The sequence below is a fragment of the Bifidobacterium erythrocebi genome (genome assembly GCF_012932675.1).
GTDB lineage: Bacteria > Actinomycetota > Actinomycetes > Actinomycetales > Bifidobacteriaceae > Bifidobacterium > Bifidobacterium erythrocebi.
Map to the genome: position 1 here is coordinate 294,587 of NZ_JAAIIF010000008.1, position 16,306 is coordinate 310,892.

Below are 16,306 nucleotides of genomic sequence, written 5' to 3' on the forward strand. Positions count from 1 at the left end.
AACAGCGTAGGTCGGCTAATCGAAGCGCTGCGTTAATTCTCACAGTTTGGATAGGCGGGTTCAGCGGATTGTGTATGGTTGGCGGCGAGCGCGGCGGCGTGTTTGCGGGTTTTGGGTTTGCGGGTTAGAAGACGAGTTGGATGAGTGCCATGTATATGGCGGTTCCTCCTGCGATGGAGAGCAGCATGTTCTTTTTCCATAGGTGGAGCAGGATGATGGCGATGATGGCGAGTGCTTCGGGGATGCCGTGGTTGCCGGTGAGTGGTTGTGTTCCTTTGAGCGAGTAGACGACGAGTAGTCCGGTCATGGCGTATGGCAGTACGGTGCCGAGGTAGGTGATGAGGCGTGGTGGTTCTTTGGATTCGGGGAAGAGTATGAAGGGGAGGAATCGTGTGAGCATGGTGCCGAGTACTGCCATGAGTATGGTGATGATGCCTTGCCAGGTGGTCATGGTCATCGTGTGTGGTTCTCCTTGGTTGTGGGGGTGTCTGTGGAGTCTGTGGTGTCGGTGTTGGTGGGTGTGGTTGTGGTGTTGAGGTCTTCGAGGTATGGGCGTAGTGCGATGAACATGATGAGCATGGCGATCAGTGAGGGGATCATGAAGTTGTCGGGGCCGAGGATGCTGAGGCAGATGGTTGGTATGGCGATGCCGGTGAGTGCTGCCATGTGGCTTTTGTGTGTTGTGGTCATCCATTGGTCTATGAAGATGACGACGAACATGGCGGTCATGACGAAGTCGAGGCCTGTGGTGCTGAAGGTGATCCGTCCTCCGATGATGCCGCCGAGTGTGGCTCCGGATACCCAGGAGAGTTGGTTGAGCAGGGCGACGAAGAGGTAGAACCATCCGCGGTCGACGGTTGTGGGGATGGTGGTGCCGTTGTCGATGGCGAAGGTCTCGTCGCATAGTGAGAAGATGAGGTATGGCTTTTTCGCTCCCATGTTTGTGAATCGGCCGAGCATGGAGATGCCGTAGAACAGGTGGCGGGTGCCGAGCATGATGGCGAGCATGAGGGCTGCGAGCGGGTTGAATGCGGAGACGAGCAGGTCCACGGTGACGAATTCCATGGAGCCGGTGTAGATGAATGTGCTCATGCACATGGGCCATAGGAACGAGTAGCCTCGTGTGCCCATGAGCACGCCATATGACATGGCCAGGAAGAAGAAGCTGATGCAGACCGGCAGTGTTCTGGGCAGTGCGGTCGTGAACGCTTTGGCGATGGCTTGTCTTCTGTGTCGCGTGTTCGGTGCCAAGCGTGTGTTCCTTTCCGTGTTCCGCCGTGCCCGTGCGGCTGGTTCCTTCTGGCATCGGCCATCTTACTATCGTGGTTCTGTGTCAAATGCCTTTGGCGGTATCGGCTTCGGTTATGGCCGGTTACGCCCGGAGCGGGTTGTGGTGGGCTATCATGTCTGCGTACCGGACATCTTGGATCGAGAAGGAGCATGGATGAAAACGCTGGTTCTGGTATTCCACCCGCATCTGGAGAAATCGCGGGTCAATCGCAGGCTTATGGACATCGCCGAGGAGACCGGGGATGTGACGGTGGTCGACGAGTACGCCGCGTACCCTGATTTCAGGGTCAACGTGGAGCATGAGCAGGAGCTGCTTGAGACGCATGATCGCATCGTGCTGCAGTTCCCGTTCTATTGGTTCAGCTCCCCTGCGCTGCTCAAGCAGTGGGAGGATATGGTGCTGAAGTCCGGCTGGGCGTATGCCGGCGGCCGCGCGTTGGAGGGCAAGGAGTTCATGCTGGCGGTGTCCACCGGCTCTCCGGCCGACTCGTATACGCATGAGGGCAGTCATCTGCGCACCATGGAGGAGCTGCTTTTCCCGTTCGCGGAGACGGTCCGTTATGTACATGCCACGTATTTGAAGCCGTTCCTCATCCAGGGCGTTGCCACCGCCAGCGATGAGCAGATCGATGCCGCCGTGGCCAAGTACCCGGAGGCGCTGACCGCCTGACCGTCGTTCCCGGCGTCCTCGGCATGTCGACGCCGATAATACGCAACGGGGAGCCGCGTTCATCTTGCAGCGAACGTGACTCCCCGTTTGACTTCGAGTACTCGAAGTTCCTATCTTGTGCAACGGAGCATAGAAGGAGCACATGTTGAACAGCATCCAAGACACCACTGATACCTCTGATGCCGATGGCATGGTCGAGGTCCGTCAGGCGTTCCTCACCGGCGAGCGCGCGGAGTTCTTCGCCAGGGACCGCCGGTATGTCGATACTATTTTCGCCGATGGCGAGTCGCCGTTGAAGCATGCGCGCGATATCGAATTGGTGGACAGTTCGTTCAAGTGGAAGTATCCGCTGTGGTATTGCAGCAATGTGAGGGCGAGGAACTGCACGTGGTTCGAGATGGGGCGTGCGGGCGTATGGTATACGGACCATATCACGGTGGAGGATTCGACGATCGAGGCGCCGAAGAACTTCCGTCGTGCGCATGACGTGTCGTTGCGCAACGTGGATTTCCCCAATGCCGAGGAGACGTTGTGGTCCTGCCGTGACGTGACGTTGGATAATGTGAGCGCGCATGGCGATTATCTGGCGATGAACTGCGAGAACGTGAAGGCCGATAATCTGCGTCTGGTGGGCAATTATCCGTTCGATGGGGCGCGGAACGTGCAGATCTCGAATTCGCGGCTGATCTCGAAGGATTGCTTCTGGAACTGCGAGAACGTGACGGTGCGCGACTCGTTCGTTTCGGGCGAGTATCTGGCGTGGAATTCGCGGAACGTGACGTTCGAGAACTGTACGATCGAAAGCCTGCAGGGCCTGTGCTACGTGGATAACCTGGTGTTGCGCAACTGCCGGCTGATCAATACGACGCTGGCGTTCGAGTATTCCACGGTGGATGCGGACGTTCACGGCACGATCGACAGCGTGCTCAATCCGAGTGCGGGCACGATCCGCGCCGATGCGATCGGCAAGCTGACGCTCGACCCGGAACGGATCGACCCGAGCAAGGTCAGGGTCGTGCTCACCGGCGGCAACGCCGACTGAGCGAGACCAAAGCCAGCTGAACGAAGCGAAGGCCGGCCACCATTGTTCGTGGCCGGCCTTGCCGTATCCGCCGCCCTGCCGGGTTCGCGGGCCGTCGTTCAGGCCTGACGGCTGTAGTCGTTGTGGGTGAGCACGAATGCGGGCGGCTCGTCGGGCACCTGGTAGTACGGGCGCTGCGGCAGACTGTTGATCTCGGCCATCTCCTCGTCTTCCAGCGCGAAGTCGAAGATGTCGAGGTTGTCCTTCATATGCCGCGGGTTGAGGGTCTTGGGGAAGACGACGTTGCCCTCCTGCAGGTGCCAGCGCATGATGATCTGCGCGCTGGTTTTGCCGTATTTGCGCGCCAGCCTCGCGAACACCGGCTCCTCGAGCAGGGCGCGGTCGCCGTGGCCGAGCGGATACCAGCCTTCGAACACGATGCCGGTGCCGGCGAGCTGGCGTTTGAGCTCATGCTGGTTCCAGTACGGGTTGATCTCCACCTGCAGGACGGCCGGCCTGATCTCGGCGACGTCGAGGATCTCCTGGATCTTGTGCATCGGGAAGTTCGACAGGCCGATGGACCTGACCTTGCCGGCCCGGACGGCCTCCTCCATGGCCTTCCAACCCTCCACGTATTCGCCGTAGGGCTGGTGAAACAGCAGCAGGTCGACATAGTCCATGCCGAGTCTTGCAAGGGTCTCGTCGATGTCCTTGACGCACTGCTTATACGGGTAGCTTTGCGGGAACAGCTTGCTGGTGACGAACAGCCGTTCGCGCGCCACGCCGGACGATCGGATCGCCTGACCGACGGCGACCTCGTTGAAGTACGCGTTGGCGGTGTCGATATGCGTGTATCCGGCGTCCAACGCCTGCGGCAGATGCTCGAGCACCTCCTTCGACGTCATCTGGAACACCCCGTAGCCGACGGCCGGGATCTTCAGCCCGTTGTTCATGATGAAGCTCTGCATCGTTCCTCCTTTGGCGGCGTATTCGTCCCTACCCCAACGATTATCGTCCGCCGAGCCGCGCCGGTACAATGCAACACGTCGATGCCCCGCCATGCACGCGGCGCATGGATGGCGAGCGCCATCGGACTGTCGCACTCCCCTATTGCATAACGGAAATTATCCTTACGGGAAACCGCATGTTCGTCCTGCATGGAGTTTTGTTCAATCCGCGCATTAGCTTCGCCGGTCTCACGGCTTCATAATGGTCACGACATCGATCGTTATGAAGACAAGGAGCATACCGTGGAGTACCGCGAGGGCTATGTGTACGAGCTGATGGACCAGGGTGGTCCGACCGACAACCGCGAACCGTATTTCAGGGAGGCGGTCGATGAGATGACGCGTTCGCGTACGCTGTGCGCGAGGGCGAACCAGGTCCTGCCGGACGACCCGTCCTATGTGGGCTATCTTGAGGAGCTGTTCGCGAGGAAGCTCGACGACGTGCGTATCCTGACGCCGTTCACCTGCGATTTCGGCAACCGTGTGACTTTCGGGCGCAACGTGTTCATCAACCATTCGGCCATCCTGTCCGCCTCGGGCGGCATCGAGTTCGGCGACGGCGTGCAGGTCGCGCCGGGCGTGCGCATCGCCACCATCAACCATGATTTCAACGCCCGTCATTCCATCTACACCTACGGCAAGGTGACCATCGGGAAAAACGCGTGGATCGGCATGAACGTGACGATCTGCCCGGGCGTGACCATCGGCGAGTACGCCGTGATCGGCGCCGGCGCGGTGGTGACGCGCGACATCCCCGACTATGCGGTGGCCGTCGGCTCGCCGGCGAGGGTCATCAAGACGCTCGATCCGAACGAGCAGACGGAGTAGCCCCGCTTCGTCGGGACCCGGCCCCGCCGGTCGGCGCATGGATGGCGAGCGCCGCCAAGCGGGGCCGGCGTATTTGACTTCGTCTGCACGGGATTCCTATGTTTGGACACATGACCTACGATTTCGATACCCCGATCGACCGTTCCGGCACGTATTCGCTCAAGTGGGAGGAGTCTGGCGGCGCGCTGCCCATGTGGGTGGCGGACATGGATTTCCAGACCGCGCCCGAGATCCGCGAGGCGCTGCGCCGTCGCGTCGAGCACGGCGTGTTCGGCTATTCGATCGTGCCGCCCGAATGGAACCGGGCCTATGCGGACTGGTGGGGCCGGCGGCATGATCTCGCCATCGACCCGGAGTGGCTGGTGTTCTGCACCGGCGTGGTGCCGGCGATCTCCAGCATGGTCCGCAAGCTCACCACGCCGAACGAGAACGTGCTCATCCAGACGCCGGTCTACAACATCTTCTTCAATTCGATCCTCAACAACGGCTGCCGGGTGCTCGAATCCCCGCTCGTCTACGACGGCGAGGGGCATTACGCGATCGACTGGGCGGACCTGGAGGCGAAGCTCGCCGACCCGCAGACCACGCTGATGATCCTATGCAATCCGCACAATCCGATCGGACGCATCTGGGATCGCGAAACCCTGGCGCGCATCGGCGAACTGTGCTGGGAGCATCATGTGACGGTGATCAGCGACGAGATCCACTGCGATCTGACCGATCCGGGCTTCGGCTACGTGCCGTTCGCCTCCGCGGGCGAGCATTGCGCGATGAACTCGGTGACCTGCATGGCGCCGACCAAGGCGTTCAACATCGCGGGCCTCAACTCGGCGGCGGTGATGATCCCGAACCCCGTGCTGCGCCACAAGGTGTGGCGCGCCCTGAACACCGACGAGGTGGCCGAGCCGAACGCGTTCGCCATGGACGCCACGCTGGCCGCGTTCAACGAGGGCGGCCCCTGGCTGGACGAGCTGCGCGCCTATCTGGCCGGCAACAAGGCCGCCGCGCGTGCGATGTTCGACGAATACAACGCCTCCGTGCCCGCGGACCGTCGCATCATCCTGATCGAGGGACACGCCACCTACCTCATGTGGGTCGACTGCTCGGCCATCACGCACGACACCGACGCGTTGTGCGACCATCTCAGGCGCGAGCACAGGGTGATGCTCTCCGAAGGCTCCGAATACGGGGGCGACGGGCATGATTTCGTGCGCATCAACGTGGCATGCCCGCGCTCGCGCATGGTCGAGGGGCTGACGCGTTTCCTTGCGGGATTGCGCGACTACCGCGACTGAGCGGGCCGAACCGTTTCATTCATCCGATGCGCAAAATGGCCGATGCCAAGGCCACTGCCCGGATTCGTGCGGCCCGGTCGATGTCACGACCGGGCCGTCTCCCCCACCACTTCGCGCACGCAGTCGAGGAACGCCCGCGCGGCCGGGGTGAGCGGCTGGCTTTTCTTCCACGCCATGCTCAGCGACGCCCGCAACGTCGGTTCGAGCGGGCGGAACGTCAGGCCGCTGCCCTCGCCGGTGTCGACCAGGCCTTCGAGCGACAGCGCGCAGCCGTAGCCGGCGCGCACGAACCGGCTGGCGTTGTAGGTCAGGTTCATGGTGCCGACGATGTCGAACGGCCGCAGACTCCCGCTGTACCAGCCGGACAGGTCGCGCCTGGCGAGCGCCCCCTTGGGCACGATCAGCGGCAAGCCCTGCAGGTCGGCCGGCTGCACGCCGCTTCGCGCGGCGAGCGGATGGTCGGGGCGCATGATCAGTCCCATGCGGTCGCCGCCGGGCAGGGGCAGGTGGTCGTAGCGGCTCATGTCGGCCGGCTGCACCAGCACGCCGAAGTCCGCGAGCCCGTTGTTGAGCCGTTCCATGATGTTCTCCCCGTAATCGTCGTGCAATTGGATGCGCACGCCGGGGTGCAGCTCGCGCACGTGCACCGCGGCCTTGGCCAGCACGTCCATCACGGCGGTCTGGGCGGCCGCCACGTGCACGTCGCCCTCGACCTGTTCGCCCGAGGCGATCTCCGACCTGGTACGGTCCGCAAGCTCCACGATCTCGCATGCGCGCCGGTACAGCAATTGCCCTTCATGCGTCAGTTCCAGGGCGCGTCCGCGGTTGCCGCGCACGAACAGGGTCGCGCCCATCTCCCCCTCAAGATCCTTGATCTGGCGGGACAGGGCCGGCTGGCTGATGCGCAGCACCTCGGCGGCCGCGGTGACGCCCTCCTCCTGCACCACCGCGATGAAATGACGCAGCACCTTGATCTCCATGCGTTTCCCCACTTTCCAGTACATGCATTTTACGTATTCCATGCTATCGCATATCTGTATTTGTTATCTTTTCCCTTCGGTTCTAGGCTGGCGGCGGAACTACGGGAACGACGACGGGGGCGGATATGACGAGACCGACACGGGTGCTGTTCATCGGCTCGACCGGCAGCATCGGACGCCTGGCCGTGGGCGAGGCCGTCGAACGCGGCTACCATGCCCGGGCATTGGTGCGCGACGCGGGCCGGGCGTGCTTCGACCCGCGCGTGGAGGTCGTGCAGGGCGATCTGACCGACGTGGAGTCGCTGCGCGGCGCCCTCGCCGGCATCGACGGCGTGGTGTTCACCATGGGCGCGCACGACGGGCCGAGCATGATCGAGAAGGTCGACTACGGTGCGGTGCGCAATACGCTGATCGCGTTGGAGGGACGCAGGGCGCGCATCGCGCTCATGACGGCCATCGGCGTGACCTGCATGGATTCGCGCTACAACCTCGCCTCGCAGGCCCACGACTGGAAGCGCCGTTCGGAGCGGCTGGTGCGCGCCAGCGGCAACGAGTACACCATCGTGCGCCCCGGCTGGTTCGACTACAACGATCCCGGCCAGCAGCGGCTCGTCTTCCTGCAGGGCGACACGCACCGATACGCCGATCCGCGCGACGGGGTGATCTCGCGCCGGCAGATCGCGCAGGTGCTGGTCGCATCGCTCGGCTGCGAGGAGGCGGCGAACAAAACGCTGGAGCTGGTCGCGGAGCGCGGGCCCATGCAGCCCGATCTCAGACCCCTGTTCGCCGCGCTCGACCCCGATCCGGCAGGCTCGCTCGACGGCGTGCGCGACGAGGACAACTTCCCGCTGCGATCCCAGCCGAAACGCGTCATCGAGGACCTTCGCGTCATCGCCTCCCTCGCACAGGGCGGCACGGCGGCCGGATAGGGGCAACGCCTCCGAACGGGAATCCCGAAACGCGACACAGAGAAGAAAGACAGGAACGGATATGACAACGGATATGACGGCAGTGGTGTACTTCTCCCGCGCCGGCGAGAACTACGGCGTGGGCACGGTGAGGACCGGCAATACGGCGAAACTGGCCGAGGCGATCGCACAGGCGGCCGGTGCGCCGATCGTCGAGATCACACGCGACGAGGCGTACCCGGCAGGCTATGACGAGACCACCGCCGAGGCGCAACAGGAGCAACGGACGAACGCCCGTCCGCGCATCACCCTCAAGGGCGACATCGACGCGCTCGACAAGGCGACCACCATCTATCTCGGCTACCCGATGTGGTGGGGCGACGCGCCGATGCCCGTCTACACCTTCCTGGAAGGCCGCGATTGGAACGGCAAGACCATCTACCCGTTCTGCACGCATGAGGGCAGCGGCCTCGGCGGCACGCCCGGCAACATCGCCAAGGCTGCACACGGCGCGAAGGTCGAGAACGGCCTGGCGGTGCGCGGCACCACCGCGCAGCAGGACGCCGACGCGACCCGGCACGCCGTGGACAGCTGGCTCGCCCAGTAGCCGCCGTGGTTGGCCTCGGGCGTCATCCCTATTCCGCCACACTCGCATCGCCCCCGGCGTAGCGATATGCGGACGACGGAACCGTCAGGACACGTCAGCGCTCTTCCCGCATAGCCATCCCGGGGTAGCAGCATCATCCGGCCACGCCGACACATGTTCGGCGTGGCCGTTTTCGGATACGCCCCTGGAAAACCCACGCCCACACACCCTCCGGCGCGACCATACCCGCCCGCCATCCGCATTTCGCCACGCTGGCGATCCCTGACGGGGCCATACCCTGGCTGGCTCCCGGGGTGACCACGCTCCGCACCCGGCAGAGCGACCATACCCGCATACCATCCGTATCACACCTTGCCGGCGCACATCCCGCATCGCCGACCGCTACGCTGCGGCCGAAAGACGGCCATACACTGGACATAGGCAATGACCGACGGCAAGGCAGAGCGAGGTTACTATGTCATACGCACTCATCACCGGGGCATCAAGCGGCATCGGACGCGAACTGGCGGCACTGTTCGCCGCGAACGGCCACGATCTGGTCATCACGGCGCGCAGCCGGACGCGGCTCGACGCCGTGAGGGACGCGCTGGAAGGCCGCTACCATGTGCGCGTCGTGCCGTTCGCCATCGACCTGAGCGAACCGGACGCGCCGCAATGGCTGCACGACTTCACCACGTCGCACGGGATCGCCATCGAATACCTGGCCAACAACGCGGGATTCGCGGATTGGACCGGCTATCTCGACGCCGACTGGGACCGGCAGCGGCGGATGATGCGGCTCAACATGGAGGCGCTCGCCGAACTCACCTACCGGTATGGGCGCGACATGCGCGCCGCCGGGCATGGCAGGATCCTCAACGTCTCCTCGGTCGCCTCGATGATGGCCGGCCCGTACATGGCGATGTATTTCGCCACGAAGGCGTTCGTGCGCTCGCTGTCGGAGGCCGTGGCCCATGAGCTGCGCGGCACGGGCGTGACGGTGACCTGCGTATGCCCGGGGCCGACGACCACCGGGTTCGCCAAGGCCGCCAGGATGGGCGGACGCAACTTCTTCACCATGACCAAACCGGCCACCGCACGCCAGCTGGCGGCATTCGCCTACCGCAGGATGATGCGCGGCTCGACCCTCGCCTACCACGGTCCGCTCACCAAGGCCGGCGCGTTCGCCGAGCGCATGCTCCCCCGCGCGGCGACCCGGGCCATGGCCGCGTTCATGAATGGCGGCGACCCGACCCGGCGCACCGCACAACGGGGCGCATCCGGCAAGCGGCGCGCACGCTAACCGCGCGGGGACCGCAAGGCGGACAAGAACCAAAACGAGCGGCCTGTGCCGGCGAACACATATTCGCCGGCACAGGCCGCTCGCATATCGTATCGCTTGGAACCGCCGCGATTACAACGCCGCGACCACGTCCTGCACGATCTGATCGGGGTTCAGGCGGTACCGCTCGTACAGCGTCTCCGTGGGCACGCGGTCGGTGAACTCCTTATGCGCGCCGTAGGCGAGCACCCTCATGCCGGAGGGGCCGTAGTAGGCGGCGATGCGCTCGCCGAAGCCACCGACCAGCGCGCCGTCCTCCAGGGTGACGACCACGCTGTGGCCGGCCTTGAGCGATTCGAGTGTGGCGGTATCGAGGTCGGAGTAGACGCGCGGGTCGATCACCGTGGCGTCGATGCCCTGCTTCGCGAGCGCCTTGCGCACCTTGAGTCCCAGGGGCAGGAAGTTGCCGAGCGCGAGGATGGCGACCTTGGAGCCGCGTGCGATGAGGCGGTAGTCCAGGTCATTGGCGGTGAACGGCACGGCCGCCGGTTGCGCGGGTTCGATGTTCAGGTCGGCCTCGTAGGTCAGGGTTCCGGGTTCGGCGATCACGACCGGGCGGCCGGCATGGTCGATGGCCCAGTCGAGCATGGCGAAGTATTCCTCCTTGGTGGCCGGCGCGAGACCGGTCAGGCCGGGGATGGTGTTCGTCATGGCGATGTCGAATACGTTGGCGTGCGTGTTGTCGTCCGGGCCGATGGCGTCGCCGAAGCCCGCGACGATGATGGTGGCCGCGTTGCCCTGCAGGGCGAGGTCCTGCTGCAGCTGGTCGTAGGCGCGCTGCAGGAACGTGGAGGCCACCTCGTACACCGGCTTGCCGCCCGCCTTGGCGATGCCCGAGATCTCTGCCACCGCATGCTGTTCGGCGATGCCGACGTCGACGAACTGGTCGCCGGCCTGCCGGCGCTGTTCCGGTCCGAAGCCGCCGTTGCCCGGCGTGCCTGCGGAGAGCACCACCACGCGCCTGTCCTGCTTCATCTTGTTCAGCAGGTACGAGCAGGTCAGCGTGGCGTAATCCTCCACCGGGTGCTCGGCCATTGCCTCGATGGCCGCGGCGGGCAGCGTCCAATGCCCGGATTCCTTGTCCTCGTGCGCCCATTCGAGGCCGAGTCCCTTGTCGGTGTGGATGTGCACGACCACCGGATGGTCGATGTCCTTGACCTCCTGCAGCGCGTCGATCAGCGCGTCCACGTCGTTGCCGTCCGCCACATAGCGGTAGTCGAGTCCGAAGGCGCGGAACAGGTTGTGCTCGCAGGCGCCGTTGGTGGCGCGCAGTTCGGCGAGCCCCTTGTAGATGCCGCCGTGGTCCGGCGCGATGGACATCTCGTTGTCGTTGAGGATGATGATGAGGTTGGTGTCCATCTCGCCCGCGTTGTCGAGGCCTTCGAACGCCTCGCCCTCGCTCATCGAACCGTCGCCGATGAAGGCGATGACGTTCTCCTTGCGCCCGCACAGGTCGCGTCCCTTGGCCATGCCCACGGCCATGGAGATGGAGGTGCCGGTATGGCCCACCACGAACTGGTCGTGCTCGCTTTCCTTCGGGTTCGTATAGCCGGTGACGTCGTGGTAGTGGGCAGGGTCGAGGAACGCCTGCTTGCGGCCGGTCAGGATCTTGTGCGTGTAGGACTGGTGGGACACGTCCCAGATGATCTTGTCGGTGGGCGAATCGAACACGTAGTGCATGGCGATGGTCGCCTCCACCACGCCCAGGTTCGGGCCCATGTGCCCTCCGACGGCGGTGACCTTGGCGATCAGGGCCTGGCGGATCTCGTCGGCGAGCGCCGGCAGTTGGCTGCGGTCGAGCTTCTTGAGGTCGGCTGGCCCGTTGATGGTGTCGAGGTAGTGCGTCATGGTTGTGGTTCCGTTCCTTCCCTGTGTCGGTGTGTATCGTGTGTGCCGTTGTGTCGTGTGCCGCGCTCGCCGGTCACGTCGTCATGGTGGCGGGCTGGCACATGCTCACTGTAGGGCTTCAAGTCGGCTTGAAGTCAAACCGCGGGGGTTGTCCGTGGGTTGTTTGCCTGTGGCGGGTTGCCGTCTATGCGTTGGCAGGCTGCCCTGCGAATCGTTTGGACGGCCTGTAGCACAGCAGTGCGATGCCGATGAGCACGGCGGTGGCGGCGAGGCTGATCGGGTAGACGATCATGATGGTCTCGAAGGTGCGGTGCATGGGGAACACGAATTCGATCCAGGTGATGCGCACGCCGACCACGCCGGCCACGGTGAGCAGGGCGGGTGCCAGCGAAATGCCGAAGCCGCGCAGGTAGCCGGACATGACCTCGTACAGCATGCTGAACGTGTAGGCGGAGAAGACCATGACAAGTCTGGTGTAGCCGACGGCGATGACCTCGGGGGTGGCGTCGAACAGGGCGAGCAGGCTGTGGCCGAAGAGCAGTACGACGGCGATGGTGGAGGCGGTGGCTATGAAGTCCTCCAGGATGCAGATGCCGAGCACGCGCCTGCAGCGGCCGATCTGCCTGGCGCCGTAGTTCTGTCCGGTGAAGGTGGCGCAGGCCTGGCTGAAGGAGTTGAGCACGTAGTAGGCGATGATCTCGATGTTGAACGCGGCGCTGGATGCGGCCATGACGACGGTGCCGAGGCTGTTGATGGCGGCCTGGATGATGATGTTGGCCACGGCGAACACGGCGCTTTGCACGCCGGCGGGCAGGCCGATGCGCATGATCTGGCGCAGGGTGAGCGGGTCGATGCCGAGTTCGCGCAGGTTCACGTGGATGGCAGCGTCGGTGTGGACGAGCCGGTATAGCAGGATCATGGAGCTGGCGATGTTGGCGATGACGGTGGCGGTGGCGACGCCCGCGACGCCCAGATGGAACAGGATGACGAGGATCAGCCCCATGGTCACGTTGAGTACGCCGGAGACGGCGAGCACGGCGAGCGGCGCCTGGGTGTCGCCGACGCTGCGGAAGATGGCGGCCTCGAAGTTGTAGAGCAGGATGACGGGCATGCCGAGCAGGTAGATGCGCAGATAGGTGAGCGCCAGCGGGAACACCTCGTCGGTCACGTTGAGCATGCCGAGGAGCGGGCCGGCGAGCAGCTCCCCGATGACGGCGACGACCGCGCCGCCGATCAGGGCGGTGACGATGGAGGTGTGCACGGCCTTGCGCACGGCGTCACGGCTGCCGCGGCCTATGGCGTTGGCGATGACGACGTTCGCGCCGAGCGCGATGCCGATGAACAGGTTAAGGATGAGCCCGGTGACCGGCGCGTTGGAGCCGACGGCGGCGACCGCGGCGGTGCCGTCGCCTTGGGAGAAGTTGCCGACGATCATGATGCCGGACGCGTTGAAGAGCTGTTCCAGGATACCGGTCGCGGCCACGGGCAGCGCGTAGCGCAGGACCTTGGTCCAGATACGGCCGTGCAGCATGTCTATTTCCTGGTTGTTCCCCGCCTTGCCTCTTGCCATGGTTCTCGCTCCTCCGCTGTTTCCGTATTCTTGTTCCCTGTTTCCCTTGCGGCTTTGCGCGTCCTGCATGCCTCATGCGCCGCGTTCCGGGTCTGCCGCACCGTGCCCCGGTGCCGTCCCGAATGGGGATTGTAGGATCGCCGTCATGCGATAGCAAATAGCTATGCGCTATTCCTTCCCATTGCCTTCGTGCATGGATTGCAGCGATTGCTTCACCTGGTCCAGGAATATGGCCGCGGATTTCGACAGCGCGGCGTGCCGGCGGTACACCAGCGCGCATCGCGTCTCCAAAGGCGGGTCGAGCGGCAGGAAGCGCACGTCGGCGGATTCGCCGCCGTCGAGATGATCGTCCGTGGTGAGCACGCATCCCAGACCGCTGGTCACGAAGGGCGAGGGACTGCCGTTGAGCACGTTGTACGTGGCGGAGACGTCGAACTCGTCCATATCCGCGCCCGCCCACAGGCTGAATTCCCGTTGCAGCCCCTCGCGGTGGTGGACGGCCAGCGGCATATGCTTCAGATCGTCCACGGTCAGGACGCTTCTGCCGGCCAGCTCGCCGCCGGCGGGCACCAGGGCGCCCCACCGCGCCACGTCCGGCAACGGCACGAAGTCGTAGCGCACCACGTCCACGGGCTGGAGCAGCACCGCGAAGTCGAGCGTGCCGTGCTGCAGCCGTTCCGACACGTCGGTGGCGTCCCCGTTGTGCCAGTAGAAGCGGATGCCCCGGTGCGCCTTGTGGGTCCGGGCCGCGGCCCTGAGCAGGAACCCGGGGATATGCCCGCCGACCGCCACCTCCCCCGTCACGTCGTGCTCGTCGGTTTTGAGCTCGCGTTCGGTTCTGTCGACCAGCGTGACGATCTCCTCCGCACGGCGGTAGAGCAGCATGCCGTCCTCGGTCAAGGTGACGCGCCGGCCGCCGCGCTCGAACAGCGTCTTGCCCAGTTCGTGTTCAAGCTGCGCGATCTGCTTGGACAATGTCGGCTGCGACATCATCAGCGCCTCGGCGGCGCCGGTGAAGCTCTCCTCCCTGGCGACGGCAAGGAAATACCTCAATACGCGAACATCCATCATCAGCCCCTTCCTGCCTGGCATGCGCGCCAAGCTTCCCACCATACTATTCCCATCAGCTCTAGCAATCGATGAATCATAGCTATTTGCCATTGCCGCGGCGGCGTCCATACAATGCCCGGCGGCACATCGCAATCAGACAGAAGCACACACAAGGCAAGGAGCATCAATGGACACGAACGACCGCTATCTGACGCTGAACGACGGGAACCGCATGCCGCGCATCGGCTACGGGGTGTTCCGCATGACCGATCCGGACGTATGCGAGAACGCGGTGGCCGAGGCCATTCGGGCGGGCTATCGCCTCATCGACACGGCCGCCGCCTACGGCAACGAACGCGCGGTGGGGGCCGCCGTGCGCGGCAGCGGTGTGGCACGCAGCGAGATCTTCGTCACCACCAAGCTGTGGATCACCGACACCAGCTACGATGGCGCACGCAAGGGGGTGGAGCGCTCCCTGGAACGGCTCGACATGGATTACGTGGACCTGCTGCTCATCCACCAGCCGTACAACGACTACTACGGCGCGTGGCGCGCGCTCGGCGAGCTGCAGGACGAGGGGCTGGTGCGTTCCATTGGCGTGGACAACTTCACCCCGGACCGCATGGCCGACTTCCTGTTCTTCAACGACCGCAAGCCGGCGGTCGACATGGTCGAGTGCAACGCGTTCTACCAGCGCGAAGTCGACAGGCGCTATCTGCACGAACATGGCATCGCCATGCAGGCGTGGTCGCCGCTGGCCGCGGGGCATGCGGAACTGCTGGGCAACGACCTGCTCTCCCATATCGCGGCCGCCCATGGCAAATCGGTGCCGCAGGTCGTGCTGCGATGGCTCATGCAGCGCGGCATCGTGCCGGTCGTCAAGTCGGCGAACCCGGACCGCATGCGTCAGAACCTCGCCGTCTTCGACTTCACGCTGTCCGACGACGAGATGGCCGCCATCGCCACGCTCGACACCGGGCACACCTGCTTCTCGCCGCGCGACACCGGCGAGGCGGTGCACGCCTTCCTCGAGCAGGCCATGGACTACGACGTCTGAGAGCCGCGTGCCCGCCGCCCGTCCGCCACTTCCCCGTCATATCGGAATCGCAGCACATTCCTGCATGCTTTTCCATGTTTCATAGGCATTGGATATGCAAAGCGTTTCGGCATAGGCTCGCGGTGTACATGCAGAAAGGAATGCAAAACCATGAGCAAGCCCTATATCGTATGTCACATGATGATGTCGATCGACGGTCGCATCGACTGCGGCATGACCGTGCAGTTGGCGGGCAACGCCGAATACTACGAGACGCTGGCGGCGCTGGACGCCCCGACCCGCGTGAGCGGCCGCGTCACCGCCCAGCTGGAGATGGCCTCCGGCGAATTCCACGCCACCGGCAGCCCGCTCGGTCACGAAGCCTTCTCCAAGAAGGCCGACGCTGAAGGATACAACGTAATTCCCGACACCAAGGGCACGTTGAGTTGGCCGGACGATTCCGGCAGCGCCAAACCTCTGGTCATCCTGACCTGCGAGCAGGTGGGCGAGGATTACCTCGAGTTCCTGGATTCACGCAATATCTCGTGGATCGCCACAGGCCGCGACCGCATCGACCTCAAGCGTGCCAGCGAAATCCTCAATGATGAGTTCGGCGTCAAGCGCATGGCCGTGGTCGGTGGCGGCACCATCAACGGCGGATTCCTCGACGCCGGGCTGCTTGACGAGGTGAGCATTCTGATCGGCCCCGGCATCGACGGCCGCAAGGGCATGGCCTCCACGTTCGACGGCCTGCCGATGGATCGCAGGCCCGTCGCCCTGAAGCTCGAATCCGCCACCCCGTACGAGGACGGCGCGGTCTGGCTGCGCTATTCGCTCGGCAAGTGAGCCGGAACCGGCTATAAGCAGAATCGAAG

Annotated in this window: 16 protein-coding genes; 9 read left to right on the plus strand and 7 right to left on the minus strand. The window is 64.3% G+C overall.

Annotated features, from left to right (window positions below):
* Positions 1-124 precede the first annotated feature (124 nt).
* A complete protein-coding gene (locus tag G1C98_RS04845; protein WP_169079780.1) occupies positions 125-457 on the minus strand; it encodes a branched-chain amino acid transporter permease in 333 nt (110 codons plus the stop codon).
* A complete protein-coding gene (locus G1C98_RS04850) occupies positions 454-1,251 on the minus strand; it encodes an AzlC family ABC transporter permease (RefSeq protein WP_240944907.1) in 798 nt (265 codons plus the stop codon). Before G1C98_RS04850 ends, G1C98_RS04845 begins: the two co-directional genes overlap by 4 nt.
* 193 nt (positions 1,252-1,444) lie before the next feature.
* Here G1C98_RS04850 and G1C98_RS04855 point away from each other — a divergent pair, with 193 nt between their 5' ends.
* Positions 1,445-1,960: an NAD(P)H-dependent oxidoreductase gene (locus G1C98_RS04855; RefSeq protein ID WP_169079782.1), complete on the plus strand. Its 516-nt coding sequence runs from the start codon at positions 1,445-1,447 to the stop codon at positions 1,958-1,960.
* Positions 1,961-2,150: 190 nt separating this feature from the next.
* Positions 2,151-3,002 (plus strand): DUF3737 family protein, encoded by an 852-nt coding sequence (locus G1C98_RS04860; protein ID WP_169080159.1) that lies wholly within the window; start codon positions 2,151-2,153, stop codon positions 3,000-3,002.
* A gap of 98 nt (positions 3,003-3,100) precedes the next feature.
* Here the strand turns inward: G1C98_RS04860 and G1C98_RS04865 are convergent, their stop codons facing one another.
* Positions 3,101-3,949 (minus strand): aldo/keto reductase, encoded by an 849-nt coding sequence (locus tag G1C98_RS04865; RefSeq protein ID WP_169079784.1) that lies wholly within the window; start codon positions 3,947-3,949, stop codon positions 3,101-3,103.
* A 282-nt stretch (positions 3,950-4,231) separates the two neighbouring features.
* Here G1C98_RS04865 and G1C98_RS04870 point away from each other — a divergent pair, with 282 nt between their 5' ends.
* Together G1C98_RS04870 and G1C98_RS04875 are read left to right on the plus strand one after the other, a co-directional pair.
* On the plus strand, positions 4,232-4,816 hold the full coding sequence (locus tag G1C98_RS04870) for a sugar O-acetyltransferase (protein ID WP_169079785.1): 585 nt from the start codon (positions 4,232-4,234) through the stop codon (positions 4,814-4,816).
* A 110-nt stretch (positions 4,817-4,926) separates the two neighbouring features.
* On the plus strand, positions 4,927-6,111 hold the full coding sequence (locus tag G1C98_RS04875) for a MalY/PatB family protein (RefSeq protein WP_169079787.1): 1,185 nt from the start codon (positions 4,927-4,929) through the stop codon (positions 6,109-6,111).
* Between the two features lie 83 nt (positions 6,112-6,194).
* Here the strand turns inward: G1C98_RS04875 and G1C98_RS04880 are convergent, their stop codons facing one another.
* On the minus strand, positions 6,195-7,091 hold the full coding sequence (locus G1C98_RS04880; RefSeq protein WP_169080161.1) for a LysR family transcriptional regulator: 897 nt from the start codon (positions 7,089-7,091) through the stop codon (positions 6,195-6,197).
* Between the two features lie 125 nt (positions 7,092-7,216).
* Between G1C98_RS04880 and G1C98_RS04885 the strand changes: the two genes are divergently transcribed.
* From G1C98_RS04885 to G1C98_RS04895, 3 genes are all read left to right on the plus strand, one after another.
* On the plus strand, positions 7,217-8,020 hold the full coding sequence (locus G1C98_RS04885) for an SDR family oxidoreductase (protein ID WP_169079789.1): 804 nt from the start codon (positions 7,217-7,219) through the stop codon (positions 8,018-8,020).
* 61 nt (positions 8,021-8,081) lie between these two features.
* Positions 8,082-8,606 carry a flavodoxin gene (locus G1C98_RS04890; RefSeq protein WP_169079791.1) on the plus strand — a complete coding sequence of 175 codons (525 nt, stop codon included), beginning with the start codon at positions 8,082-8,084 and terminating at the stop codon, positions 8,604-8,606.
* 454 nt (positions 8,607-9,060) lie between these two features.
* Positions 9,061-9,888 carry an SDR family NAD(P)-dependent oxidoreductase gene (locus G1C98_RS04895; RefSeq protein WP_169079793.1) on the plus strand — a complete coding sequence of 276 codons (828 nt, stop codon included), beginning with the start codon at positions 9,061-9,063 and terminating at the stop codon, positions 9,886-9,888.
* Positions 9,889-9,999: 111 nt separating this feature from the next.
* Here G1C98_RS04895 and G1C98_RS04900 read toward each other — a convergent pair whose 3' ends face one another.
* From G1C98_RS04900 to G1C98_RS04910, 3 genes are all read right to left on the minus strand, one after another.
* Entirely contained in the window at positions 10,000-11,775 is a 1,776-nt protein-coding gene (locus G1C98_RS04900) for a 1-deoxy-D-xylulose-5-phosphate synthase (RefSeq protein WP_169079795.1), read from the minus strand.
* Between the two features lie 184 nt (positions 11,776-11,959).
* Positions 11,960-13,345 (minus strand): MATE family efflux transporter, encoded by a 1,386-nt coding sequence (locus G1C98_RS04905; protein WP_169079797.1) that lies wholly within the window; start codon positions 13,343-13,345, stop codon positions 11,960-11,962.
* A gap of 168 nt (positions 13,346-13,513) precedes the next feature.
* Positions 13,514-14,437: a LysR family transcriptional regulator gene (locus G1C98_RS04910; protein ID WP_169079799.1), complete on the minus strand. Its 924-nt coding sequence runs from the start codon at positions 14,435-14,437 to the stop codon at positions 13,514-13,516.
* Positions 14,438-14,582: 145 nt separating this feature from the next.
* On the opposite strand from G1C98_RS04910, the gene G1C98_RS04915 reads away from it, so the two are divergent.
* The gene (locus G1C98_RS04915) at positions 14,583-15,452 is read left to right on the plus strand and encodes an aldo/keto reductase (RefSeq protein ID WP_169079801.1); all 870 of its coding nucleotides are present in this window, start codon (positions 14,583-14,585) and stop codon (positions 15,450-15,452) included.
* 150 nt (positions 15,453-15,602) lie between these two features.
* Positions 15,603-16,277: a dihydrofolate reductase family protein gene (locus G1C98_RS04920; RefSeq protein ID WP_169079803.1), complete on the plus strand. Its 675-nt coding sequence runs from the start codon at positions 15,603-15,605 to the stop codon at positions 16,275-16,277.
* Positions 16,278-16,306 lie beyond the last annotated feature (29 nt).